At 68.4% G+C, this 24,067-nt stretch carries 19 protein-coding genes and 1 tRNA gene; 9 read left to right on the forward strand and 11 right to left on the reverse strand.

Annotated elements, in window-relative coordinates:
- Positions 1-139 precede the first annotated feature (139 nt).
- Complete coding sequence (locus tag C8J24_RS06585; protein WP_107931099.1) at positions 140-1,354, forward strand: UbiH/UbiF/VisC/COQ6 family ubiquinone biosynthesis hydroxylase; 1,215 nt, start codon at positions 140-142, stop codon at positions 1,352-1,354.
- Here the strand turns inward: C8J24_RS06585 and C8J24_RS06590 are convergent.
- The 7 genes from C8J24_RS06590 to C8J24_RS06620 all read right to left on the reverse strand — a co-directional run bounded on the left by C8J24_RS06590 (position 1,336) and on the right by C8J24_RS06620 (position 9,399).
- Positions 1,336-1,968: a DUF2238 domain-containing protein gene (locus C8J24_RS06590; protein ID WP_107931101.1), complete on the reverse strand. Its 633-nt coding sequence runs from the start codon at positions 1,966-1,968 to the stop codon at positions 1,336-1,338. The genes C8J24_RS06585 and C8J24_RS06590 overlap by 19 nt on opposite strands.
- Entirely contained in the window at positions 1,968-2,156 is a 189-nt protein-coding gene (locus tag C8J24_RS06595) for a Trm112 family protein (RefSeq protein WP_107931103.1), read from the reverse strand. Before C8J24_RS06595 ends, C8J24_RS06590 begins: the two co-directional genes overlap by 1 nt.
- Positions 2,153-2,755, reverse strand: a complete 603-nt coding sequence (locus tag C8J24_RS06600; RefSeq protein WP_031395355.1) for an LON peptidase substrate-binding domain-containing protein — start codon at positions 2,753-2,755, stop codon at positions 2,153-2,155. The genes C8J24_RS06595 and C8J24_RS06600 overlap by 4 nt, the downstream gene beginning before the upstream one ends.
- Entirely contained in the window at positions 2,752-3,648 is an 897-nt protein-coding gene (locus C8J24_RS06605) for a tetratricopeptide repeat protein (protein ID WP_107931105.1), read from the reverse strand. Before C8J24_RS06605 ends, C8J24_RS06600 begins: the two co-directional genes overlap by 4 nt.
- A gap of 88 nt (positions 3,649-3,736) precedes the next feature.
- Entirely contained in the window at positions 3,737-7,120 is a 3,384-nt protein-coding gene (locus C8J24_RS06610) for an error-prone DNA polymerase (RefSeq protein ID WP_107931107.1), read from the reverse strand.
- A 7-nt stretch (positions 7,121-7,127) separates the two neighbouring features.
- Entirely contained in the window at positions 7,128-8,678 is a 1,551-nt protein-coding gene (locus C8J24_RS06615; protein ID WP_208620915.1) for a Y-family DNA polymerase, read from the reverse strand.
- Positions 8,602-9,399 (reverse strand): ImuA family protein, encoded by a 798-nt coding sequence (locus C8J24_RS06620; protein ID WP_107931109.1) that lies wholly within the window; start codon positions 9,397-9,399, stop codon positions 8,602-8,604. Before C8J24_RS06620 ends, C8J24_RS06615 begins: the two co-directional genes overlap by 77 nt.
- A 163-nt stretch (positions 9,400-9,562) precedes the next feature.
- Between C8J24_RS06620 and C8J24_RS06625 the strand changes: the two genes are divergently transcribed.
- Positions 9,563-9,637: transfer RNA gene (locus C8J24_RS06625), tRNA-Gly, on the forward strand.
- 237 nt (positions 9,638-9,874) lie between these two features.
- Positions 9,875-11,386: a protoglobin domain-containing protein gene (locus C8J24_RS06630; protein ID WP_107931111.1), complete on the forward strand. Its 1,512-nt coding sequence runs from the start codon at positions 9,875-9,877 to the stop codon at positions 11,384-11,386.
- 52 nt (positions 11,387-11,438) lie between these two features.
- On the opposite strand, the gene C8J24_RS06635 is transcribed toward C8J24_RS06630, so the two are convergent.
- On the reverse strand, positions 11,439-13,085 hold the full coding sequence (locus tag C8J24_RS06635) for a uroporphyrinogen-III synthase (protein ID WP_107931113.1): 1,647 nt from the start codon (positions 13,083-13,085) through the stop codon (positions 11,439-11,441).
- A complete protein-coding gene (hemC, locus tag C8J24_RS06640) occupies positions 13,082-13,990 on the reverse strand; it encodes a hydroxymethylbilane synthase (protein WP_056406608.1) in 909 nt (302 codons plus the stop codon). Before hemC ends, C8J24_RS06635 begins: the two co-directional genes overlap by 4 nt.
- 75 nt (positions 13,991-14,065) lie before the next feature.
- On the opposite strand from hemC, the gene tsaD reads away from it, so the two are divergent.
- Together tsaD and C8J24_RS06650 are read left to right on the forward strand one after the other, a co-directional pair.
- Positions 14,066-15,094 (forward strand): tRNA (adenosine(37)-N6)-threonylcarbamoyltransferase complex transferase subunit TsaD, encoded by a 1,029-nt coding sequence (tsaD, locus tag C8J24_RS06645; RefSeq protein ID WP_107931115.1) that lies wholly within the window; start codon positions 14,066-14,068, stop codon positions 15,092-15,094.
- Positions 15,091-16,068 (forward strand): NAD(P)H-dependent glycerol-3-phosphate dehydrogenase, encoded by a 978-nt coding sequence (locus tag C8J24_RS06650; RefSeq protein WP_107931117.1) that lies wholly within the window; start codon positions 15,091-15,093, stop codon positions 16,066-16,068. Before tsaD ends, C8J24_RS06650 begins: the two co-directional genes overlap by 4 nt.
- Before the next feature lie 44 nt (positions 16,069-16,112).
- Here C8J24_RS06650 and C8J24_RS06655 read toward each other — a convergent pair whose 3' ends face one another.
- Positions 16,113-17,969, reverse strand: a complete 1,857-nt coding sequence (locus C8J24_RS06655; RefSeq protein WP_107931119.1) for an AsmA family protein — start codon at positions 17,967-17,969, stop codon at positions 16,113-16,115.
- 215 nt (positions 17,970-18,184) lie between these two features.
- Positions 18,185-18,343 carry a DUF1674 domain-containing protein gene (locus tag C8J24_RS06660; protein WP_081874308.1) on the reverse strand — a complete coding sequence of 53 codons (159 nt, stop codon included), beginning with the start codon at positions 18,341-18,343 and terminating at the stop codon, positions 18,185-18,187.
- 102 nt (positions 18,344-18,445) lie between these two features.
- On the opposite strand from C8J24_RS06660, the gene C8J24_RS06665 reads away from it, so the two are divergent.
- From C8J24_RS06665 to purH, 4 genes are all read left to right on the forward strand, one after another.
- Positions 18,446-19,723, forward strand: coding sequence for an RsmB/NOP family class I SAM-dependent RNA methyltransferase (locus tag C8J24_RS06665; RefSeq protein ID WP_031440875.1), 1,278 nt, complete (start codon positions 18,446-18,448; stop codon positions 19,721-19,723).
- Between the two features lie 71 nt (positions 19,724-19,794).
- Positions 19,795-20,454, forward strand: a complete 660-nt coding sequence (gene rpe, locus C8J24_RS06670) for a ribulose-phosphate 3-epimerase (protein WP_037531494.1) — start codon at positions 19,795-19,797, stop codon at positions 20,452-20,454.
- Between the two features lie 17 nt (positions 20,455-20,471).
- The gene (locus C8J24_RS06675) at positions 20,472-22,187 is read left to right on the forward strand and encodes a heparinase II/III family protein (protein WP_244180464.1); all 1,716 of its coding nucleotides are present in this window, start codon (positions 20,472-20,474) and stop codon (positions 22,185-22,187) included.
- A 292-nt stretch (positions 22,188-22,479) separates the two neighbouring features.
- Positions 22,480-24,042, forward strand: a complete 1,563-nt coding sequence (purH, locus tag C8J24_RS06680) for a bifunctional phosphoribosylaminoimidazolecarboxamide formyltransferase/IMP cyclohydrolase (RefSeq protein WP_107931124.1) — start codon at positions 22,480-22,482, stop codon at positions 24,040-24,042.
- Positions 24,043-24,067 lie beyond the last annotated feature (25 nt).

The raw sequence follows: 24,067 nt of genomic DNA on the forward strand, positions 1-24,067 counted from the left end.
TCAAATCCTTCAATGTGCGAAAATCCGACTTTTCATCGCGCCGGGCGGGTCCGACGTCAAGGCGAGCACGCGACAACACGGGTTAAAGCGACCCCGGATCGTCGTTGGCAGCGGCGGGCGGGCGGGATAGAGCGGCATCATGGACACAGATGTACTCATCCTCGGTGGCGGGCTGGTCGGTGCGACGCTCGCCGTGGCGCTCGACGTGCACGGCATCTCGACGATCGTGATCGATCCGGCGGACCCCGCGGTCACGCTGGCGCCGGGCTTCGATGGCCGGGCTTCGGCGGTGGCGAGCGCGAGCCACCGGATGCTCGATGCGATCGGCGTCGGCGCGACGCTGGCGGGGCAGGGCTGCGCGATCCGCCAGATCCGCGTCAGCGACGGGCTGGAACCGGGCAAGCTCGATTTCGTCCCCGCCGCGGACGACGGCGCGCTGGGCACGATGTACGAGAACAAGCTGCTCCGTCACACGCTGTTCGATGCCGCGAGCGCGGCGGCGCATGTCGACCTGCGGATGATGACGCGCGCGACCGATCTCGACCGCAGCGCTGCGGGGGTGACCGCGACGCTCGATTCGGGCGCGGTGGTCCGCGCGCCGCTGGTCGTCGTCGCCGAGGGGCGCAAGTCGCCGACGCGCGAGGCAGCCGGGATCACGATGGCGCACTGGTCCTATGATCACACCGCGATCATCGCCGCCTTTCATCACGAACGCTCGCATGAGGATGTCGCCTACGAGATCTTCTACGCCAGCGGCCCGTTCGCGCTGCTGCCGCTGCCCGACGATGCGGAGGGGCATCGCTCGGCGATCGTGTGGACGGTCGACACGAAGAACGCCGCGGGGATGCTCAAGATGGGCGACCGCGCCTTCCTCGCCGAGGCGAGCAAGCGCATGGGCGGATTTCTCGGCGAGCTGTCGACGCTGACGCCGCGCTCCTCCTATCCGCTCGGCTTTCAGCACGCCGCCCGGATCACCGACACGCGGCTCGCGCTGGTCGGCGATGCGGCGCACGGCATCCACCCGATCGCCGGACAGGGGCTCAATCTCGGCTTTCGCGACGTGGCGACGCTCGCCGAGGTTCTGGTCGAGGGCAAGCGCCTCGGCCTCGATCTCGGCGACGCGGCGCTGCTCGCGCGTTACCAGCGCTGGCGCGGGCTCGACACGTTCATGACCGCGGCCGCGACCGACACGCTGACCCGGTTGTTCGGCATGCCCGGCAAGACCGCGAGTGCGGTGCGCCGCTTCGGCATCAGCGCGGTCAACGCGCTACCGCCGCTCAAGGATCGCTTCATGGCAGAGGCGCGCGGCGAGAGCGGCGACCTGCCCAAGCTGCTTCAGGGCCTGACGATCTGACCATCACCCGCCCGCGCGATCTGGCGATCGTGCGGGCGGGACAGCAGCATGACGGCGAGTGCGGCGCCGACCAGGCACATGAGCATGTCCCACTGCGTATCCCAGGGGTCGCCCTGCGTCCCGAGAAACGCGTCTGCGCCCTCGCCGAGCGAAACCGCCGCACCGAATTCGATCAGTTCGTACAGCGCGCTGATGGCGAGGCAATAGGCAAGCACGGTGATGGTCACCAGCCGTGGCGAGGCGATATGCCGACCCCGGATCAACAGCTCGCGCAGCACGATCGCGGGGACGAACCCCTGGATCAGGTGACCGAACCGATCATAGGGATTGCGCGCGAGATGCAGCCAGTCCTGCACCATGAAACCGGCCGGGACGCGGGCATAGCTATAGGCGCCACCCAGCATCAGCACGAAGCCGTGAAACGCGAGCAGGGATAGCGCCAGAGGGGTGAAGGCGAACCGGTGGCGCAGCGCCACGAGGATCGGAAAGGCGATCAGGACGGGCGCCACCTCCATCCACCAGGTGGCGCGGTCGAAGGGAGACCATCCCGATGCCGCAAGCCCGATGCTCCAGCCCGCCCCCAGCATGACGAGGCGGCGGTCGAGTTTCGACATCAGGCGGTTGCGACACCATCGATTGGCCGCGCCTCTTCGACAAGCATCACCGGCACGCCGTCGCGCACCGGATAGGCGAGCCGGGCGGCATCAGAGATCAGCTCCTGCGCGGTCTCGTCATAGCGCAAGGGTGTGCGCGACACCGGACAGACGAGGCGTTCGAGGAGCCAGGGATCGAGCCCGCTCATTGCAGCGTCACCTGTTCGTCGCCGTCATGTCGCCCGAAGAACTGCATCAGCTGGATGATCAGTTCGGCGCGCGTTTCGATATCAGGGGCCTCGAGCAGCGCCTGCTTGGCGGCGGAATCAAACGGGGCGATCTGCGCGATGCCGTTGACCAGGCTCTCATCGTCGAGCCGCGCGACCGCGTCCCAGTCGACCGCATAGCCCTGCACGTCGGCGAAGCGGCGGGATTCGAGTTCGAGCGACGAGCGCCGGCCGAGCGACAGCGTGTCGTCCTCGATCACCGGCAGCAATTCGGCCTCGACTTGGCGGAAGGGCGTGGTGACATCGAGTTCGCGGACGATGCGGAACATTGCGACGCCCTCCAGCACGACATTGTACCGCCCGTCCTCCAGCGCCTCGACTTCGGCGATCTTGCCGACGCAGCCCAGTGCGTAGAGCTCTCCATCATCACCGCGCGGCTGGATCATGCCGATCCGCCGATCGCGCGCCATCGCATCGCTGATCATCGCCCGATAGCGCGGCTCGAACAGGTGCAGCGGCAACTGCATGCCCGGGAAGAGCAGCGCGCCGGGCAGGGGGAAGATGGAGAGCCGGGTCGTCATCCGAACAGGATCGCAGACAGGCGCCGCCGCTGTCCAGAGACCCAGGGATCCTCGAGGCCCACCACCTCGAACAATTTAAGCAGCTGCGTCCGCGCGGCGCTCTCGTTCCAGTCGCGATCCGCGGCGATGATGGCGAGGAAGCTGTCCGCGGCGGCATCGCGGTCGTTCGCCGCCATCTGGCCGTTTGCGAGTGCGAAGCGCGCGGCCAAATCGTCTGGTGCTGCCTCGACCGCGGCGATCAGTGGCGACAGGTCGGCGACCGGGGGTGCGGACTGGGCCAGCGCCAGCGCGGCCTGCGCGCGGTGGATCGCCGGATCCTTGGCGATCGCGGGGTCTAGGTTCGCAAGCCAGTCGGCCGCCTCATCGAGCTGCCCGGTCAGGACGAGCGCGCGGACGAAGCCGGCATGGACCGCGGGGTGCTCGGGCGCCATGTCGGCGATCTGGCGGAAGATCCCCAGCGCACGCTCCCCATCACCATCGGCAAGAACCTCCTCACCCATCGCGATCAGCGGTTCGATGTCGGGGGCGTCGGTATTGGCCTCCGCTTCGATCGGCAGCTGCTTGAGCAACTGATCGAGGATCACGCGCAGCTGTGAATCGGTGCGCGCGCTGGTCATGTCGGCGACCAGCTGCCCCTGGTACATCGCATAGACGGTCGGGATCGACTTGATCTGGAATTGCGCGGCAATGAACTGGTTCTTGTCGGTATCGACCTTCGCCAGCACGACACCCTTGTCCGCATAATCAGCGGCGACCTTTTCGAGCGTCGGCCCGAGCGCCTTGCACGGCCCGCACCATTCCGCCCAGAAGTCGATGATCACGAGTTTCGTCATCGACGGTTCGACGACATCGCGACGGAACGCCTCGACGGCGTCCTTCTCGGCAGGCGACATTCCAAGCGTGGCCAACATACACTCCCGTATTGAACTGTGCGCTATCTGGGGCGGCGGCGCGGTGATTGCCACCATCTTACCGACACTCTCAATGGAAGTCGCGTGACTTGGGCAGGACACGCACGTCGCGGGGATGCTGGGCGCGCGAGGGTTGCGACAGAGATGACCGTGAATCCGGACTGCGCGTCGGGACGGAACGGACTACTTCGTCCGCGCGGCACAATGGCGCGTCGAGCGCATGGTCCTCGGACAGGAACCGTAGCATCGCGCTGCGATCCTGGACGCGCGATGCGATCAGATGCGTGACACCTTCCTCACTGCGCTGGATCACCCCTTCGAGAACCATCAGCCGCGAGGCCATCACTGCGCGGCGGTTCGCCTCGAAATCGCGCGCCCAGATCAGCCCGTTGGTGACGCCGGTCTCGTCCTCGATCGTCACGAAAATCGCATTGCCCTTGCCCGGGCGCTGGCGGACGAGGACGATGCCTGCAACTCTGGCGCGCCGGCCGTCCCTGGTGGCACAGGCCTGGGCGCTCGACAGGATCCCCTCGGCGGCGAAGCGATCGCGCAGGAACGCCATCGGATGCGCCTTCAGCGACAGGCCGGTCGTCTGGTAATCGGCGGCGACCTGTTCGGACAGGGGCATCGCGGGAAGCTGTGCATCGGGTTCGACGCCCAGCTCGGGCACGTCGGCGGCGGCGAACAGCGCGAGCTGTTTGGGCGGGGTGCGGCGGACGTCCCACAGCGCCTCGCGACGGTCCTTGGCGAGCGAGCGGAACGCATCCGCATCGGCGAGCAGGTTCATCGCGCGCTGCGGTAGGTCGGCGCGGCGGGCAAGGTCCTCGATCCCGGTGAAGCGCGCGCGCGTGCGCGCCGCGACGAGATTGTGCGCCCATTCCGCGCGGAACCCGTCGACCTGCCGAAAGCCGAGGCGCAACGATTCCTGCCCGGCCGTGGTGCCGGCTTCGAGGCCATTGTCCCACAGGCTCGCATTCACTTCGACGGGCAGCACGGTCACCCCGTGTTCGACCGCGTCGCGCACCAATTGTGCCGGGGCGTAGAATCCCATGGGCTGCGAATTGAGCAGCGCGCAGGTGAACACGGCGGGGTGGAAGCATTTGATCCACGACGAGACATAGACCAGCCGCGCGAAGGACAGCGCATGGCTTTCGGGAAAGCCGTAGGATCCGAACCCCTCGATCTGTTTGAAACAGCGTTCGGCGAACTCCGCCTCATAGCCACGGCGGACCATCCCGCCGATCAGCTTGGCCTGGAAATTATCCATGCCGCCGACCTTTCGAAACGTTGCCATCGACTTGCGCAACTGGTTCGCCTCGCCCGGCGTGAACCCCGCCGCGACGATCGCCAGCTTCATCGCCTGTTCCTGGAACAGCGGCACGCCATAGGTGAAGCGAAGCAGCTGCTGGAGTTCGTCGGGCGGGCCGAAACGCGGGTGGGGCGAGGGGAAGTCGACCTTCTCCTTGCCGCTGCGGCGGCGGAGATAGGGATGGACCATGTCGCCCTCGATCGGTCCGGGGCGGACGATCGCGACCTGTACTACCAGATCATAGAGTTTGCGCGGACGCAGGCGCGGCAACATGTTGATCTGCGCGCGGCTTTCGACCTGGAACACGCCGATGCTGTCGCCCCTGCACAGCATGTCATAGACACGGTCGTCCTCGGCGACGGCGATCGTGTCGAGCAGGTGATCGCCGTGGCCATGCTCGCGCATCAGGTCGAAGCTCTTGCGGATGCAGGTCAGCATGCCGAGCGCAAGGATATCGACCTTCATCAGCCCCAGCGCGTCGATATCGTCCTTGTCCCATTCGATGAAGGTGCGGTCCGCCATCGCACCGTTGTGGATCGGCACCATTTCGTCGAGCCGTCCCTGCGTCAGCACGAACCCGCCGACATGCTGTGACAGATGCCGCGGAAATTCGAGCAGCCTGTCGACCATCTCGCGAAGCCGCGCGATCTCCGGATTGTCGGGATCGAACCCGGTTTCGGTGAAGCGGCGTTCGTCGAACCGGCTCGAAAAACTACCCCAGACCGTGCTCGTCAGTTTCTGCGTCACGTCTTCGGTCAGGCCCAACGCCTTGCCGACCTCGCGCACCGTGCTCTTGGGGCGATAATGGATGACCGTCGCGGCGATCGCCGCGCGGTCGCGGCCATAGCGGCGATAGATATATTGCATCACCTCCTCGCGCCGTTCATGCTCGAAATCGACGTCGATATCCGGGGGCTCGTCGCGTTCGCTGGACACGAAGCGCGAGAAGAGCAGGTCGTATTTCATCGGATCGACCGAGGTGACGCCGAGAAGATAGCAGACCACCGAATTGGCCGCCGAGCCGCGGCCCTGACACAGGATCGGCGGGTCGCAGCTGCGCGCAAACCGGACGATGTCGGAGACGGTCAGGAAGTAATAGGCGTAGTTCTTCTCGCGGATCAGCGTGAACTCCTCATGGAGCAGCGCCAGCATCCTGTCGGGTACGCGGTCGTCATAGCGTTCGAGCGCGGTCTGCCAGACGAGATGTTCGAGCCAGTCCTGCGCCTCCCATCCCGGCGGGACAGGCTCATGCGGATATTCGTAGCGCAGATCGTCGAGCGAGAACGCGATCCGCGCCATCAGGCGGGCGCTTTGCCCGACCGCATCGGGACGATCGCGGAACAGCCGCGCCATCTCGTCTGTGTCCTTCAGATGGCGTTCGCCATTGGCGGCGAGCAGGCGACCGGCCTTGTGGATGCTGGTCCCTTCGCGGATGCAGGTGACGATGTCGTGCAGGTCGCGGTCGTCGGGATAGGCATAGAGCGCATCGGTGGTTGCGAGCACCGGTATGCCCGCCGCGTCGGCGAGCCCCGCCAGCCGTGCCAGCCGCCGCCGATCGCGTCCGCCGCGCGGCATCGTCACGCCGAGCCAGACACAGTCCGCCCCCAGCCGCTTCACCGCGTGGAGGACGCTCGACAGGTCGCGGTCGCGGCGTTCGGGCAGCATGTCACCGTCGGGCAGCGGCGATACGGCCGTTGCGCCTCGTGCGCTGCTCTCGGGCATCACCACCAGCATCATGTCGGCATGATGCGCGATCAGGTCGCCGAGCCCTAAGATGCAGCCGCCTTTTTCGGCGCGTCGGTTGCCGACCGTCAGCAAGCGGGTCAGTCGCCCCCAGCCACGCCGGGTCGAGGGATAGGCGACGATGTCGGGGGTCCCGTCCTCGAACACCAGCCGCGCCCCGACGATCAGCCGGAAGTCGATCGGCGGCAGCATCATCCCCAGCAGTCCGTCTTTGGCCTTCTTCAGCGCCTGGTGCGCGCGGACCACGCCGGCGACGGTGTTGCGGTCGGCGATGCCGACGCCGCCAAGGCCCAGCTCGACCGCGCGACCGACCATGGTTCCGGCATCGCTCGCGCCGTCGAGGAACGAGAAATTGGTCGCCGCGACGAGTTCGGCAAAGGCGGAATCGGCTAAGGCGGTCATGGCGCGGTCATGCGAAGACGCCGTGGAGATACCAGCGCGGAGTCTCGACCTCCGAATACAGGCCGTGCCGGAAGATCCAGAAGCGCCGGCCGCGGCGATCCTCGACCCGGTAATAATCGCGCGTCGGAATGTCCTGACGCCGCCACCATTCGCCTGCGATGCGTTCGGGGCCTTCGCTGTGCGCGACGTCGTGGACGGTGCGGCGCCAGCGGAACCGGTGCGGCGGACCGTCCGGGACCTCGGCCATCATCGATTCGATCGGGTGCGGCGGATCGAACAGATAGATCGGGCGCAGCGGCGGTTCGCCCGATTCAGGGGCGGCCCAGGGTGCCGGGCGCGCACTGACCGCGGCGGCGTCCGCCGCCGGCAGCATCAGTTCGGCCTGTTCGGGAATATGGCTGTCACGCGCCGCGAACCGCCTTACCCGTGCCCGACCGAGCCGCGTGCCGAGCTGGTCGACGAGTTGCGCCACGTTACGGTTCTGGCCGTCCCGGTCCTGACCGTCTCCCTTCTGCCCGCCCTCCAGTTTCAGCTGCGTCGCATCCAGCCGTTCTGCGAGTGCGATATCGAGGCGGATCAGATCATAGCCGAAGCCGGGGTCGAGCGGATCGGCGAGACTGTCGATCCGCTCGCGGAACAGCTGCATCAGCACGGCGACGTCGCGCGTCGGCTGGCCCGTCTCGATCCGCAACCGCTGGACAAGCCCGTCGGCGCGAAACAGCCTCGCCTCCCACCGCCTGCCACCCTCATGGCGTTCGGCGAGCTGGATCCCGGCCTCGGTCGCAAGCTCGGACAGGATCTCGAGCGCATAGTCGGTGCGCGCGATCGGCTCGGCAAAGCGGCGTTCGACGCCGATCCTCGCAACCGTCTGCCGCGGCACGATCGGCCCTTTCACCGATCCGTCGAGCCTGCGGATCATCATCGCGGCGTCTTCGCCGAATCGCGCCGCGATCACGCTGAGCGGGCGTGCCATCACGTCGCCCACGGTCTTCAACCCGGCGCGCGACAAGGCGGCCGTCGCATCGTCGTCAAGGCCGAGTGCCGCGACCGGCAGGCGCTTCACCGCGCGGCGTTCGTCGGGGGCAGGGGCCCCTGCGAACCGCGCGAGCGCCCTCGCGGTATCCGGCGTGTCGCCAAAGGCATGTCGTACCAGCAGGCCGCGGCGGGCCAGCCGTTCCTCGAGATCGGCGGCAAGCCGGCGCTCTCCCTCGAATTCATGGACGCAGCCCGCGATGTCGAGGATCAACCCGTCCGGGGCATCGAGCGCGACCGACGGGGTATAGCGCTGACATCCGTCCGCCAGCCGTTCGAGCCATTCGTGATCGGCATGCGGATCATGCTGATAGGTTTCCAGTCCAGGCACGCGCGCCCGCGCATCGGCAAGCGTCAGCCCTGGTTCGAGCCCGGCGCGAAGCGCTTCGCGGTCGAGCGACTTGAGCCGTACCCCGCCCGCAACCGTCTCGACGAACGCGATCGGTGCCTCAGCCCGTCCGACGAACAGATGGGGGCGCATCGTCCGCAGCCGCTCGATCGGCAACCATGGGAATACCAGCGCCATATAGCGGCGCGGTATCGATGCCGGTTTCGGTGTCGGGTTGGGGGAGGGCTTGTTCGAAGTCATACGCGTCACGATTCCACTCCACGCGCCAGCGCAGGCCGGCCTGGCCTCCGCGTCGACGCAGCAATTCGATATCGAAGGCCGGCTTGCCCGGTGCGTCCGCGTCCAGCGGTTGCGACCGGCACGATGTCACCTGCCAGCGCGTCGCGGCGGCGCTGGGCACGGGGGCCGCATCGATCCTGAGACTGAGGATGGTCACGCCCGAGGTTTCGGCGGCCAGCATCAGCCGACGCGTCGCCGTCAGGTCGATGCTCGCCGCCCGACCCCAGGATTCGATGACCAGCGTTCCCAGCCCCTGGCATCGTGCGGCATCCGCGGCGGTGCGCAACAGGCTGGCCTCGTCATCAACCAGCGCGAGCACCAGCGACGAGACGTCGAGCCCCATTTCCACCAGACCGTTTGCGTGGAGTCGCCCGCCCTGGCGCTCGCTCGCCTCGGTGCGCAGCCACAATAGCGGCACCGCTCGTGCGGCTAGAGTCGTGGCGACCGCGAAACCCGCGGCGCTTGCCGAATCGTCGACCGACGCGAAGATCTCGTGCAGCTGCGCCTTGGCCATCCCCTCGGTCATCCAGGCCTCGACCGCCCGGCCATCGCGCTGCGATGGCAGGCCGGTCGTCGCGATCCGCTTGAGGCGGGCGATCAGGGCGGTCGAGTCGTTCACAATTGTTCTTGTAATGTTCTATTGGGGGAGTCGCCAAGGACATTCTTCGCGATGATCGCTGCAAATTTTGCAAAGAAGGCGCTTGCCGGATCCGAAACCCCGGGCTAATAGCGCGCCTCACCCCGCCACCGTGTCGTTACTGACCGGCGGCACAGGCGCCAGAGCGGGCGTAGCTCAGGGGTAGAGCACAACCTTGCCAAGGTTGGGGTCGAGGGTTCGAATCCCTTCGCCCGCTCCAGTCGCTGCCTCGAACGGCAGCGGCTTTCGCCGATCGGTGATTCCAAACCTACACGTTAAACTCCCAGATGGCGTCACGCCATACGTACGGGATGCTTGATCTATGTATGCCCGACAACGACGATTTGTTGAGGCGGACCTGACCGATAGCGGCGCCGCGTTGCTATAAATTGGTCATCTACCGCTATATTCGGAGCCGTCCGTGTCCGTTGACCAAGTTTCGTCGCGTCTCGCCTTCATGGAAATGGGAGCCGATCAACAGGCAACCGTCGCCGCCGTCCGGCCCTTGATCGAATCCCTGATCGGCGGCGCGCTCGACAAATTCTACGACCGGGTCCGCAATCAGCCCGAAACCTCGCCCTTCTTCCGCGATGCCGGCCACATGACTTCTGCCAAGTCGGCCCAGGCCAAGCACTGGATGAACATCGCGCGAGGCCAGTTCGACGCGAGCTTCTATGACAGCGTACGGCGGATCGGGACCGTTCACGCGCGGATCGGGCTCGAGCCGCGATGGTATGTCGGCGCCTATGCGCTCGTTCTCGAAAATCTGCTTGCGGGGATCGGCCGCCACTACAGCCCTTGGCGGCGGCTGGTGAAGGGGCTCCGCACGCCGAGCGCGACCGATGCCGGCATCGCGATCGTCAAGGCGGCGCTGCTCGACATGGAATTGTCGCTGTCGGTGTATTTCGAGGAAGCCCAGGTCGAACGCAACGCGGCGATCACGACCATGGGCAAGGCGCTGAACGCGCTTGCCGCCGGGGATCTGTCGACGACGCTGACGGGGCTCCCGGCCAGCTTCGCGCCGCTCGAGGACAGCTATAACGACGCGCTCAACCAGTTGCGCACGCTGATCGGCGCCGTGTCCGAAAGCGCCACCGCGATCCGCACCGGATCCAATGAGATCGCGCAGGCATCGGAGGATCTTGCCCGCCGGACCGAGAGCAATGCCGCGTCGCTCGAGGAGACCGCCGCGTCGGTGACTCAGATGGATGGCCGGCTACGCGCCTCCGTGACCGCGGCCGGCCAGACGGTCGAACGCGCCGATCAGGCGATCGCGACGGTCGGGGGCGGTCGCACGGTGGCGGATCTGGCGGTACAGGCGATGGGCCGCGTATCGGACAGCGCCAAGGGCATCGACAGCGTGATCGAGGGGCTGGACAAGATCGCCTTCCAAACACGCGTCCTGGCGATGAACGCCGCGGTCGAGGCGGGAAGGGCCGGCGATGCGGGTCGCGGATTCGCGGTCGTGGCCGATCTGGTATCCGCGCTCGCGATGCGTGCGGAGGAAGAGGCCAAGCGCGCGCGCGACCAGCTGACGGTGACGCAGACCGATATCGTCACCGCGGTTGATGCGGTGACGAAGGTCGATGGCGCGCTCGCGGCGATATCGGACGACGTGGCGCAGGTTCACGCCCTGCTCGCCACCATGGCGCGGGACAATCAGGCACAGTCGGTTGCGATCACCGAGATTTCCGCGACGATCGGGACGATGGACCAGACGACGCAGCAAAATGCCGCGATGGTGGAGGAAACGTCGGCAGCGGCGCGCAACCTTGCCGCCGAGGTGGGCACGCTGGCCGATCAGGCCCGACGGTTCCGCACCAGCGATTCCCGCGCTGCCAAGCCGCCGGTCGCACCTGCGAAACGGGATTATGGCCAGCCCGAAAGCTATACGTCGCCGGTCAAGCCGTTGCCGCCAGCCGCAATCACGGCGATGGTTCGCCACGAGGACGACTGGAACTCCTTCTGACGCCCTGACAAGTCCTAGGCGACAGGCCTCGGCCGGTCGACCTGGCGGGGTGTCAGGGGGCGGGTACGGCGACCGGCGCCTCGGTCTGCGTCGATGTCGCGACCGGTGGCAGCACCGGGGTGGTGACCACGATCGGGCTGGGCTGGGGCTGGCCCGCCTGGCCCATCAGCGCCGTGTTCTCGAGGATATCTAGCGCCTTGCGCGCGACGATGTAGCGGCGGGCGGCGTCCATCCAGTTGCTCGCCTGCGTCGCGCCGGGCAGGCGCTCGACCTCGGCGCGGGCCGCCTCGACCTGGCCGGCCTCGAGCAGCCGACGCGCCCGTGCAAGACGATCTGCTGGCATGGGCGAGGCCATGCTTTCCTCGCGCAGGACGATCAGGTTGCTGAATTCACGCCGCACGGTCTGCAACCAGCTGTCATTGGTGGTCCCGTTGGTGCTGGTGATCTGCGGCGCGATCGTATCGAGCCCCTGGCGCAGATCCTCGATCGTGACCGGCTGGTGGGCGGCCTGGATCACCGCGGCCGTGGCACGCGGCTGGGCGCGCCCGAAGCGCAGCCGCAGCTGCTCCTCGATATAGCCCAGTCCGACCCCACGATCGATCGCCCGACGCGCAGCGAACGCGACCATCAGGCCTTCCGCGCGGGTCGCCTGACCCCCGGCTGCCATCGCGTCGCTCGACACGGCCGCGGTCCGGGCCTCGAGCGCGGTGAGCTGGCCCGCCAGCGTCGCCTCGCGCGTCGCCAGCATTGCGGTGTCGACCCGCGGCTGTTCGCCATTGGCGTTGAGCGGTTGCGCGGGGGTGAAATCGGGATTGCCCGATGCCGCCGTGGCCGTGGTCGATCCAGCGGCCGTCAGACCGGTGCGCTGACCAAACCATGGCATCGTTTTCAGCGCATAGCCCATCGCCACCGATCCGGCGATAAAAGCCAGTCCGATCACTATGATGATAACACCCAGGCGGGGGCCGCGTGCCCGGGGACGCTCGATCGGCACGTGGTCGCTCATGACGCGCTTATCCCCGCGACGCGCGTCAGGGTCAATCGCGCGCTTTGCGGCGATCGTGACAAGCGCATCGTCGGTGGGAGTCTCCGCCACCACCACCGCGGCCCAGCCGCTGCCCGCCGCGTCGGCCGCGGTGCGGCTGATCGCCGCGATCGTGACGCGCGACCGGTCGACGCCGGCCTGTGCGACATGCTCGCCGAACGCACGCGCGGCGCGGGGCGAATGGATCAGCACGAGCAGCTCTTCGTGCCGAGGCAACACGCTATCGCCGATCCCCAGCGCCTCACTCGCATAGACGGTGCACACGACGACGCCCGGGCCGGTCGGCCTGCGGTCGCGGCCCGCCGGGTGGAAGAGGCGGTCGAACCCGGATGCCCGCGCTGCGTCGATCGCGGCATCGACGTTGCTGGTGCCGGTCACCGCGACACTGAAGCCTGCGCGCCGGGCGGCGGCGGCGGTGGCGTCGCCGACCGCAATCACCGGCAGCGTCTTGAGCGTGTCGGGCAGGGCGCCATGGCGAATCGCGTTCGCGCTGGTCAGCAGAACGGCATCGAACCCGCCGAGGTCGGGCGGCGTCCAGGCGACGGGCACGACCGTGAACACCGGCATCGCCAGGGGCTCGAGCCCCAGTCCGCGAAGCTTGGCGCATGTGTCGGCATTGCCCGGTTCCGGGCGCAGCACGACGATGCGGGTCATGCGGCGAACAGGCGCCGGACGCTGGCGGGGGCGCGGGTCAGCAGATCGAGCGCGAGCGCGGTACCGAGATCTTCGTCGATCCCGCCTTCGATCGCGCCGGCGACGTCGCACGACCCATCCTCGGCGATCAGTTCGCCGCGCAGCGTCAGCGTCTCGCCGGCGAGCGAGGCGAGCGCCGCGACCGGCGAATGGCAATCCGCCCCCAACCGCGCGAGCAGCGCGCGTTCGGTCCGGACGCACAGACTGGTATCGGCGTGATCGATCGCCGCGACGATCGCATGGGCCGGCTTGCCGACCAAGGTCTCGATCCCGACCGCGCCCTGCGCCGGCGCGGGCAGCATGATGTCGGTCGGGATGGCATGACCGATCGCCGTCCGCCCGAGACGATCGAGCCCGGCGGCGGCAAGCAGCGTCGCGTCCATGTCGCCGGCCGCGACCCGCGCGAGCCGCGTATCGACGTTCCCGCGGATTAGGACGATGTCGAGATCGGGGCGCGATCGCAGCATCTGCGCGCGTCGCCGCGGCGAGCTGGTGCCGACGACAGCACCCTGGCGCAAATCGGCAAGCGTTTCCGCGCCGATCAGCCGGTCGCGCACGTCCGCGCGTGGCAGCATCGCGGCGATCTGCAGGGTCTGCGGGCGGATCGTCTCGACATCCTTCATCGAATGCACGGCGCAATCGATCTCACCGTCGTGCAGTGCGCGATCGAGTTCTTTCGTCCACAGCGCCTTGCCGCCGATCTCGGCGAGCGCGCGATCCTGCACACGGTCGCCCGTGGTACGGATCACGACCGTCTCGATCCGATCCGGGGACCAGCCATGCGCGGCGCACAAGGCGTCGCGCACCATGCCTGCCTGCGCGAGGGCGAGGGGCGAGCCGCGTGTGCCGAGCCGAAAACTAGTCATGACGCCTGCATGCAGAAACGCGGCGCGTTCGACAAGCGTGAGGACAAGCCTTGTCCGGCGCGATAGGGATATGGGATGATCATTCTGGGTATCGAATCCTCCTGCGACGAAACCGCCGCCGCGCTCGTCACCGCCGATCGACAGGTGCTGGCGCACCGGTTGCTCGGGCAGGAGGCGGCGCATGCGCCGTTCGGCGGGGTCGTGCCGGAGATCGCGGCACGCGCGCATGTCGAGGCGCTCGAGCCGCTGATCGTCGCGGCGCTGGCCGATGCGGGGCTCAAGCTGGCCGATGTCGATGCGATCGCCGCGACCGCGGGCCCAGGGCTGATCGGCGGGGTCATGGTCGGGCTCGTCACCGGCAAGGCGCTCGCGCACGCCGCGGGCAAGCCGTTGATCGCGGTCAACCATCTGGAAGGCCATGCGCTGTCGCCGCGGCTGTCCGATCCCGATCTCGCCTTCCCCTATCTCCTGCTGCTCGTGTCGGGCGGGCATTGCCAGTTGTTGCTGGTCGAAGGGGTCGGCGCCTATCGCCGACTCGCGACGACGATCGACGATGCGGCCGGTGAGGCGTTCGACAAGACTGCGAAGATCCTCGGCCTCGGCTTCCCGGGAGGCCCCGCGGTCGAGCGGGCCGCCGCGCTGGGTAATCCAAAGGCCGTGCCGCTGCCGCGCCCGCTCAAGGGTTCGGCCGAACCGCATTTCTCCTTTGCCGGTCTCAAGAGCGCGGTCGCGCGGGTCGTCGGGGACTATCCGCCGGAGGATATCGCCGCGTCGTTCCAGGCCGCGGTGGTCGATTGCCTGATCGACCGCACGACCAGGGCGCTGAACGGTCTGACGGTCACACCCACCGCGCTCGTCGTTGCGGGCGGGGTCGCCGCGAACGGCGCGGTCCGCGGCGCGCTGCAGACGCTTGCCGCGACCCGCGGCCTGCGGTTTGTCGCGCCGCCGCTCTGGCTGTGCACGGACAATGCAGCGATGATCGCCTGGGCCGGGGCGGAGCGGTTCGCCGCCGGACTGACCGACCCGCTCGATACCGCGGCCCGCCCGCGCTGGCCGCTCGATCCCGCCGCCGAGGCGGTGCGCGGCGCAGGGGTGAAGGCATGAGGATCGGCGTCATCGGTGGCGGCGCCTGGGGCACCGCGCTGGCACAGGTCGCCGCGCATGAAGGTCGCGACGTCATCCTGTGGGCGCGCGAGCCGGCCGTTGTCGACTCGATCAACGCGACCCATGCGAACGCGCTGTTCCTTGCCGGCGTCGCGCTGTCGCCGACGATCCGCGCGACCGGCGACCTTGGCGCGCTGGCGGACATGGACGCGATCCTCGTCGTCACGCCGGCGCAGCATGTTGGCAGCGTGCTCGCCGCCGCGCCGATCGGCGGCATTCCGCTGGTGCTATGCGCCAAGGGGATCGAGGCGGGGAGCAAGCGGCTGGTCGGCGAGGTCGCGCGTGCGGTGCATCCCGACGCGCCGATCGCGGTGCTGTCGGGGCCGACCTTCGCGCATGAGGTGGCGGCGGGGCTGCCCACCGCGGTGACGCTCGCCTGCGAGGACGAGGCGCTTGGCGAAGCGCTCGCGACCCGGCTCGCCGCGCGGCATTTCCGGACCTATGCGTCGACCGACGTCGCGGGGGCGGAAATTGGCGGGGCGGTGAAGAACGTGCTCGCGATCGGCTGCGGCGTGGTCGAGGGCGCCGGGCTCGGCCAGAATGCGCGTGCGGCGCTGATCGCGCGCGGTTTTGCCGAGATGACGCGGTTCGGGCTCGCGCGCGGCGCCCGTGCGGAGACGCTCGCCGGGCTGTCGGGGCTTGGCGATCTCGTGCTTACCTGTTCCTCGACGAGTTCGCGCAATTTCTCGCTTGGCGTCGGTCTCGGGCGCGGCGAGGCCGCCGCCGCGTTGCTGGCTGATCGCCGCACGGTCGCGGAAGGCGCATTCACCGCCCCCGTGCTGCGCGAGGCCGCGCGCGATGCGGGCGTCGACATGCCGATCACCGAGGCCGTGTGCCGCCTGCTCGAAGGCGCCCCGGTCCGCGACGTGATCGGCGACCTGCTCGCGCGGCCGCTCAAGGACGAGGCGGGCTGACAGGAGGCGATTGCTTCATCCGCCCCCCGGCGGGGAGGATCGGTTTAGCGCAGCACGCGCGCCGCGAGCCCCGAGCAATCCGCATCGCGCGCAGTCGGGCCCTGTTTTCCCGTGATCGCGCGGCCGATCGCCTTGAAGATGTTGCCGACCGACTTCACCTCGGGCGGAATCGTTACCGCCGGCCGCTCGATCGTGCCGGTCATATAGGCCGAGCCCGGCACGCGCAGCAGCGCATGCTGTTTCGGCGTGCCCGTCAGCCGGATGTTCAGCGTCTCGCCTGGAAACACCACGCTTCCCTGACCGCGCAACAGGCTGGCGGTCGTGTCGACGATCATCGGATCGATCCGACCATGGCCGCGCGTCACGTCGAGTTTCAGCACGACGCAGCGCAGCCCCGCGCGCTCGCCATCCTTCGCCAGCAGCGCGCGCGCCGCATCGAATCCCAAAGCCGCCGCGATCCCCTGCGGCAATTGCCCGTCACGCGCGACGAACCCGATCGTGCCGTTCGCATTGCCGACCGCCGCGCGGATCGTCGTGCCCGGCCCCCTCAGTCGTGCGCGCGCGCTGACATTGCCGCTGAACTCGCCGCCGCCGCCCGCGAGATCCTGCACGCTGCTGCCACGCAGCCGCAGGTTGATATCGACCATCGGCACCTTGCGGTCGCCGCGCTGGTCGACCGTCAGCTTCCCCTCGACCCGACCATGCGGCAATCGCGCGTCGAGGTCGCTGAGCGTCAGCAGCTGGTGGTCGATCGCCAGCACGCCCCTGGCGGACAGGATCGGCGACGCGCCCTTGGCGCTCACGATCCGCTTGATCCGGAACGCCATGCGCGCATCGGTGGTGTCGATCTTGCCGATATCGATCCGCGTGTTGGGCACGAGCCGCGGGCCGATTGCGCGTTCGAGCGCGGCCCCCTTCGCCTTCCCCTCGTCCGACGCCAGATCACCAAAATCAAACTGTCGCGACACGATCGCGCCGTCGACCTTGCTCCGGCCATCCTGCTTGTCGACGCTGACATGCCCGGTGAAATCGGACCGCCCGACCACGCCCTTCAGCTGCGTGACGGTCCATTTCGGCTGATCGTGGCGGACATGCGCGGAGAACGACACCGGCTGCGTGCGGAACAGCCCCGCCTCGATCACCGCGTCGATCAGCTTGAGGTCGGTCGCGCGCGCGGTGACGTCGAGCTCCATCGCGTCGGTGTCGAGCGGGTGGTCCATCCGGCCCTTCGCGGTGATCGAGAGCGCGTCGCCGTCGATCGACGCGGTGAACGGCCAGGGCTTGCCCTGGAACCGCTCGACCGAAGGCCCCGCCACGGCGATCCGCACCGCCGCACCGCGGATCGTGCCGTTGCCGGCCGCGCGGATGCCGTGCACCGGATCGGAGGCGAAGCGTGCGGTGACGAACCGGTCCTGCTTGTCGTCGCGATAGGCGATCACGCTGTCGCTGATCGTCAGTCCGTCAAGGTCGGTGGAGCTCCCGCCGCCCTTCGGCTTGCCCGGGCGTTCCCAGTTGGTGCGGCCGTTCCTGTCGCGGACCAGCACGAGCTGCAGTCCGCGCGCCTTCACGTCGCGCGGCCCGAACGCACCTTTCAGCAACGCGAGCCCGGAAAACGTCGCCTCGGCCTCGCGCAACCGGACGAAATCGCCCGTTCCCGCCCATTCCGCCTGCGGAATACGGACGTCGGTGATCCGGATTGTCGGGCTGAACCCGAACGTGTCGACGCGCTCGATCCCGCCGATCGTCACCGGCCGGCCGAACCGCGCGGTAAGCTGCCGCTGGATCACCCCCTTGAGAGACCCCCAAGGGAAGGCTGCGAGCCCGATCAACCCCAGCACCACCACGCCAGCGACGACGATGCCGGCAATTCTCACCCAGCGTTTTGCGAAGAATCCCCTCATCCTACCGCGACGCGCCGCCGTGAAATACGTTCCGCCTGCGTCAGGACCGCTGCCGCAGATTTACCGACACAACCTCTGTCATTCCCGCGCAGGCGGGAATCCATAGGGGCGAAGCGTGCGGCCTCACCGCCGACAACCGGGAATATGGATCCCCGCCTGCGCGGGGATGACGGATGTGGAGCAGCGCTGGATCAGGCCTCGAAACGACGAAGCGATCAGAAGTCGATCGCCATGCCCTTCAGTTCCCAGTCGCCATAGCGCGTCGGGTCGCGCGGTTCGGGGTCCTTGTCCGGCACGATCGGCTCGGGCTGTGGCACCGGTGTATCCTTCGACAGATAGGCGGGTGGCTTCACATGGTCGGGGCGCTGGCCCATCATGGCTCTCCGGATTGCGTGTTGGCGTCGTAACCGCCACATGGGGCGCGCCGTGCGACTTGCCAATGCAGCGCGCGGCACCTGAACGCGAAGGACCTTCTTATGCCCGACTACACCCACGCCCCCGAGCCGCTTGGCGTCCCCACCCGCCGCGCCGCGCTGCGCCTGCTCGATGCGGTTCTCCGCCGCGGCGAGTCGCTCGAATCCGCGCTGCCCGCCGCGACCCGCGCGATCCACGGACCCGATCGCGGGCTTGCGCATGCGATCGCCGCCGAGACGCTGCGCCGGCTCCCCGATCTCGACGCGATGATCGATTCGGTCACGAAGACCAATCTGCCCGACGATGCGAAGGCGCGGATGGCGCTGCGGATCGCACTCGTCCAGGTGCTGATCCTGGGCACGCCGTCGCACGCCGCGATCTCGACCGTGCTGCCGCTGGTCGATGGCGGTCCGCGCAAGCTCGTCCACGGCGTGTTCGGGACGCTGTTCCGCGCCAACATGCTGCTACCCGAGGTGCCCACGCTGCCCGCTCCGGTCGAGCTGCGCTGGGAAGCCGCATGGGGCGAGGAGATGGTCGACGATGCCGGCCGTGCGATCGCGGCGCCGCCGCCGCTCGACCTGACGATCGCAGACCCCGCCGAAACCGAAGGCTGGCGCGAAAAGCTTGGCGGCGAGAGCTTCATGCCCGGGCATCTGCGGCTCGGCGATCACGCCTCGGTCCCCGACATGGAGGGCTTTGGCGACGGCGCCTGGTGGGTGCAGGACATCGCCGCCTCGCTTCCCGCGCGCTTGCTGGGCAAGGGGCAGGGCCATGTCCTCGATCTGTGCGCGGCGCCCGGCGGCAAGACGCTGCAGCTCGCGTCCGCGGGCTGGACCGTCACCTCGGTCGACAATTCGCAGAGCCGGATCAAACGTCTGCGCGAGAATCTCTATCGCACGCATCTGAAGGCCGAGGTGGTGAACGCCGACCTTCTCGAATGGGCGCCCGCCGAGCCCGCCGACGCGATCCTGATCGACGCGCCGTGCAGCGCGACCGGCATCTTCCGTCGCCACCCCGACGTGCTCCACCGCGTCCGCCCCTCGATCATCGCCGAGACCGCGGCGTTGCAGGCGCGGATCTTCGCGCGCGCGGCCGACTGGGTGAAGCCCGGCGGTACGCTCGTCTACGCGACCTGCTCGCTCGAACCGTCGGAGGGCGAGGCGCAGCTCGACGCGTTCCTCGCCGCGCGCAGCGACTATTCGATCGTGCCGGTCGACCAGGCCGAGCTCCCCGCCGGAATCACGCCGACCGACACCGGTACCGTCCGCACGCTGCCGGGCATGCTCGCCGAACAAGGCGGTTGCGACGGCTTCTTCATCACCCGTCTGAAGCGCGCCTGATCATTCCTCCCCCGCTTTGGGGGAGGATTGAAGGCCTTCGCACCACGTGAATCCCCCGCTAGGACAAATGCATGCAACCCGTCCGCATCGCCCCCTCGATCCTGTCCGCCGACTTCGCCAAACTGGGTGAGGAGGTCCGCGCCATCGATGCGGCCGGCGCCGACTGGATCCATATCGACGTCATGGACGGGCATTTCGTGCCCAACATCTCGTTCGGCCCCGCGGTCATGAAGTCGGTGCGCGGCGTCACCGCCAAGCCGTTCGACGTCCATCTGATGATCGCCCCCGTCGATGCGTATCTCGATGCGTTCGCGGAGGCCGGCGCGGACTGCATCACCGTGCATTACGAGGCCAGCCCGCACATCCACCGCTCGCTCCAGCACATCAAGTCGCTCGGCAAGCGCGCGGGCGTTGTGATCTGTCCCGGCACGCCGGCGAAGATGCTCGATTACCTGCTCGACATGGTCGACCTCGTGCTCGTGATGAGCGTCAATCCCGGGTTTGGCGGGCAGAGCTTCATCCCCAGCCAGCTCAAGAAGATCACCGCGATCCGGACGATGATCGAGAAGAGCGGTCGCATGATCGATCTCGAGGTCGATGGCGGTGTCGACGCCGAATGGGCGAAGCGCTGTATCGATGCGGGTGCGGACGCGCTGGTCGCGGGGACGTCGGTGTTTCGCGGGGGGCCGGCACAGTATGCCGCCAACATCGCGGCATTGAGGGGCGGTTGACCGACCAGCCCGATTCCGTGACTGATCCCGCACTCGACGGAATCGACGAAGGTCGTCGCCTGATCCGGCTCGGCGGCGACAACGGGCTGTCGCTCGCCGACCGGCTGGCGGAGCGCTTTCACCGCCTGACCTGGCGTACGCCGCTCCATGCCTTGCGGCTCAAGGGGCGCTATCCGCTCAAGCTGATCGCAGTCCCCGAGGATCCGGTGCTCGGTGACATCCCGCGGGGCACGATGCTGCTCGAGGGCCTGCTGTCGTTCCGCGGCGAGGCGCGCGATATCGAGACGCTCGATCTGGCAAAGCCGCTGCCCGGTCCCTTTGCCGACTATTTCCACAGCTTTGCCTGGCTGCGCGACCTGTCGACTGTCGCAACCCGCGCGCGCGGGGCACCGATCGCCGAATATCTGATGGGGCTGTGGCTGACCGCCTATGCCGACACGCCGGGCGGGATCGCGTGGCGGCCGGACCTCTGGGGCAGGCGGATCCTATTCTGGACCGCGCATGCGCCGCTGATCCTGTCGTCGTCTGACCTCGTTTACCGCTCGAAGGTGCTGAACGCGCTCGCGCGGGGCGCGCTGCACCTTGATCGAAGCGCGGACAAGGTGCCCGCGGGCGCACCGCGGATCGCGGCATGGTGCGGCGTCGTCGCCGCCGGGCTGCTGATCCCGGGCGGTGACCCACGCCGCGCGTTCGGTGAGGCCGGGCTGCTGCGCGCGCTCGGCACGGGGTTGTTCGACGATGGCGGTTCGGTCTCGCGCAGCCCGGCGATGCTGCTCGACTCGATCCAGCTTCTGACGCTGCTTCAGGACAGTTACCTGGCGCGCAATCTGGCCTTGCCCGAACCCGTCGCGACGACGCTCACCAGGATGGTCGCGGCGCTGCTCGGCGTGACGCATGGCGATCTTGGGCTGTCGAGCTGGCAGGGCGGGGGCCCCGCAAGCGAGACGCAGGTCGCCGCGGTGATCGAGGCGAGCGGCGTCCGGACCCGGCCGCTCCGACAGGCGCGCGACTGGGGCTATCAGCGGCTGGCGGCGGCCTCCTCGGTGCTGATCGTCGACGCCGCGCCGCCACCCGTCGCACGCCTGGTCGAAGGCGGGTGCGCTTCGACGCTCGCGTTCGAATTCTCCGATGGCCCGGCGCGGCTTGTCGTCAATTGCGGCGGCGCACGGGCAGGGATCGCGCAACTGCCGCCGGCAATGGTCGAAGGTCTGCGGTCGACCGCCGCGCATTCGACGCTGACGATCGCCGACAGCAACTCGACCGCGATCCACGCCGACGGAACGCTCGGCCGCGGCGTTGCCGAAGTCGAGCTGAGCCGGCAAGAATCGGAGGCAGCGAGCCGGATCGAAGCGAGCCATGACGGCTATGTCCGGCGCTGGGGCTTTGTGCACCGCCGGCAGCTGATGCTGACCGGCGACGGCCGTGAATTGCGGGGCGAAGACGCGCTGTTGCCCAAGGGCAGCAAGCGGCGCCTGGGCCTTTCGCTGTTCGCGATCCGCTTCCATCTGGGCGCGGGGGTACAGGTGTCGCCGACCGCGGACGGTCTGGGCGCAATCCTCCGCCTGCCGGGCGGCGCGATCTGGCAGTTCCGCTGCCGCGGCGGCGCGCTGGTGGTCGAGGACAGCGTCTGGATCGACGCGGACGGCCGCCCGGTCGCGACGCAGCAACTGATGATCACCGGCGAGGCCGCGGCCGGCGGCGCGAGCGTTAGCTGGGCACTGAAAAAGGCCTGACACTTTCTCCGGCCAGATCACGACCCAATGGTCTTTTCATTTCCAGACACTGCCACCTCCCCGGCGAAGGCCGGGGTCCAGTTGCGAGACGGTGCTGACAGGGGACAGCGCGTCGTTACGACGGCCTTTCCAACTGGACCCCGGCCTTCGCCGGGGAGGTGCTTCCTTTCGCGATGACTGGTCGAGACGCCACCTTCGAAGATCGCCGCGTTCCCGCACGCCCCCTGTTCCCCAACGTCAACCGACGCTAAGGCCCGCCGCACGGCGAAACCCGGATCACGAAAGACCTGTCATGACCAGCATCCCGATAAAGCGCGCACTCCTGTCCGTCTCCGACAAGACCGGGATCGTCGATCTCGGCACCGCGCTTGCGAGCCACGGTGTGGAACTGGTGTCGACCGGCGGTACCGCCACCGCGCTGCGGGCGGCAGGCCTCACGGTGCGCGACGTGTCGGAGCTGACCGGCTTTCCCGAGATGATGGATGGCCGCGTGAAGACGCTGCACCCGATGGTGCACGGTGGCCTCCTCGCGGTGCGTGACGATGCGGGGCATGCCGCGTCGATGGAGGAGCACCAGATCGGCGCGATCGACCTCGTGATCGTCAATCTCTACCCGTTCGAGGCGACCGTCGCGAAGGGCGCGGACCGCGACACCGTGATCGAGAATATCGACATTGGCGGCCCCAGCATGGTGCGCTCGGCGGCCAAGAACCACGCCTATGTCGCGATCGTCACCGATCCCTCGGACTATGCGCTGGTCGCGGGCGGCAGCACGACGCTCGATGACCGCAAGCGCCTCGCCGCCAAGGCGTTCGCGACCACGGCCGCCTATGACTCGGCGATCGCGACCTGGTTCGGCACGGTCGATCAGGGCGAGCAGTTTCCGGCCACGTTGCCGATCACGCTCAAGCGCGGCGATGCGCTCCGCTACGGCGAGAACCCGCACCAGTCGGCGGCCTTCTACACCGCGACCGACGGCGTCCGCGGCATCGGTCAGGCGCGTCAGGTGCAGGGCAAGGCGCTGAGCTACAACAATCTCAACGACGCGGACGCTGCGCTCGAGCTCGTCGCCGAGTTCCGTGACGCCGCCCCCTCGGTCGTCATCGTCAAGCATGCCAATCCGTGCGGCGTCGCGACCGCCGCGACGCTCGAGGAGGCCTATGCCGCGGCGTTCGCCTGCGACACGGTGTCGGCATTCGGCGGGATCATCGCGGTCAACCGCCGCCTCGATGTCGAGACCGCGCGCGCGATCACCGGCATCTTCACCGAAGTCGTCGTCGCACCCGATGCGGACGAGGAGGCGATCGCGCTGTTCGCCGCGAAGAAGAACCTGCGTCTGCTTCTGACCGGCGACCTGCCCGATGCGGCCCGCACGGGGCTCACCGCCAAGTCGATCGCGGGCGGCTGGCTCGTCCAGGGTCGCGACAACGGCACGCCCGGCGAATTGCAGGTCGTGACCAAGCGCCAGCCCACGCCGCAGGAACTCGCCGACTGCCGCTTCGCGTGGACCGTCGCCAAGCACACCAAGTCGAACGCGATCGTCTATGCCAAGGACGGCAGCACCGCGGGCATCGGTGCGGGGCAGATGAATCGCCTCGAATCCGCGCGCATCGCCGCGTGGAAGGCCAAGGATGCGGCGGACAAGGCGGGCTGGGCGACGCCGCGGACGATCGGCTCGGCGGTTGCCTCCGACGCGTTCTTCCCGTTTGCCGACGGGCTGCTCGCGGCGGTCGAGGCAGGCGCGACCGCGGTGATCCAGCCGGGCGGGTCGATCCGCGACGCCGACGTGATTGCGGCGGCGGACGAGGCAGGGCTGGCGATGGTGTTCACCGGGATGCGCCACTTCCGGCATTGATCGCTGGCGGCCCCCCGGCTTTGGG

Origin of the sequence: Sphingomonas aerolata, assembly GCF_003046295.1 — a bacterium.
In the GTDB taxonomy this organism is placed as follows: domain Bacteria; phylum Pseudomonadota; class Alphaproteobacteria; order Sphingomonadales; family Sphingomonadaceae; genus Sphingomonas; species Sphingomonas aerolata.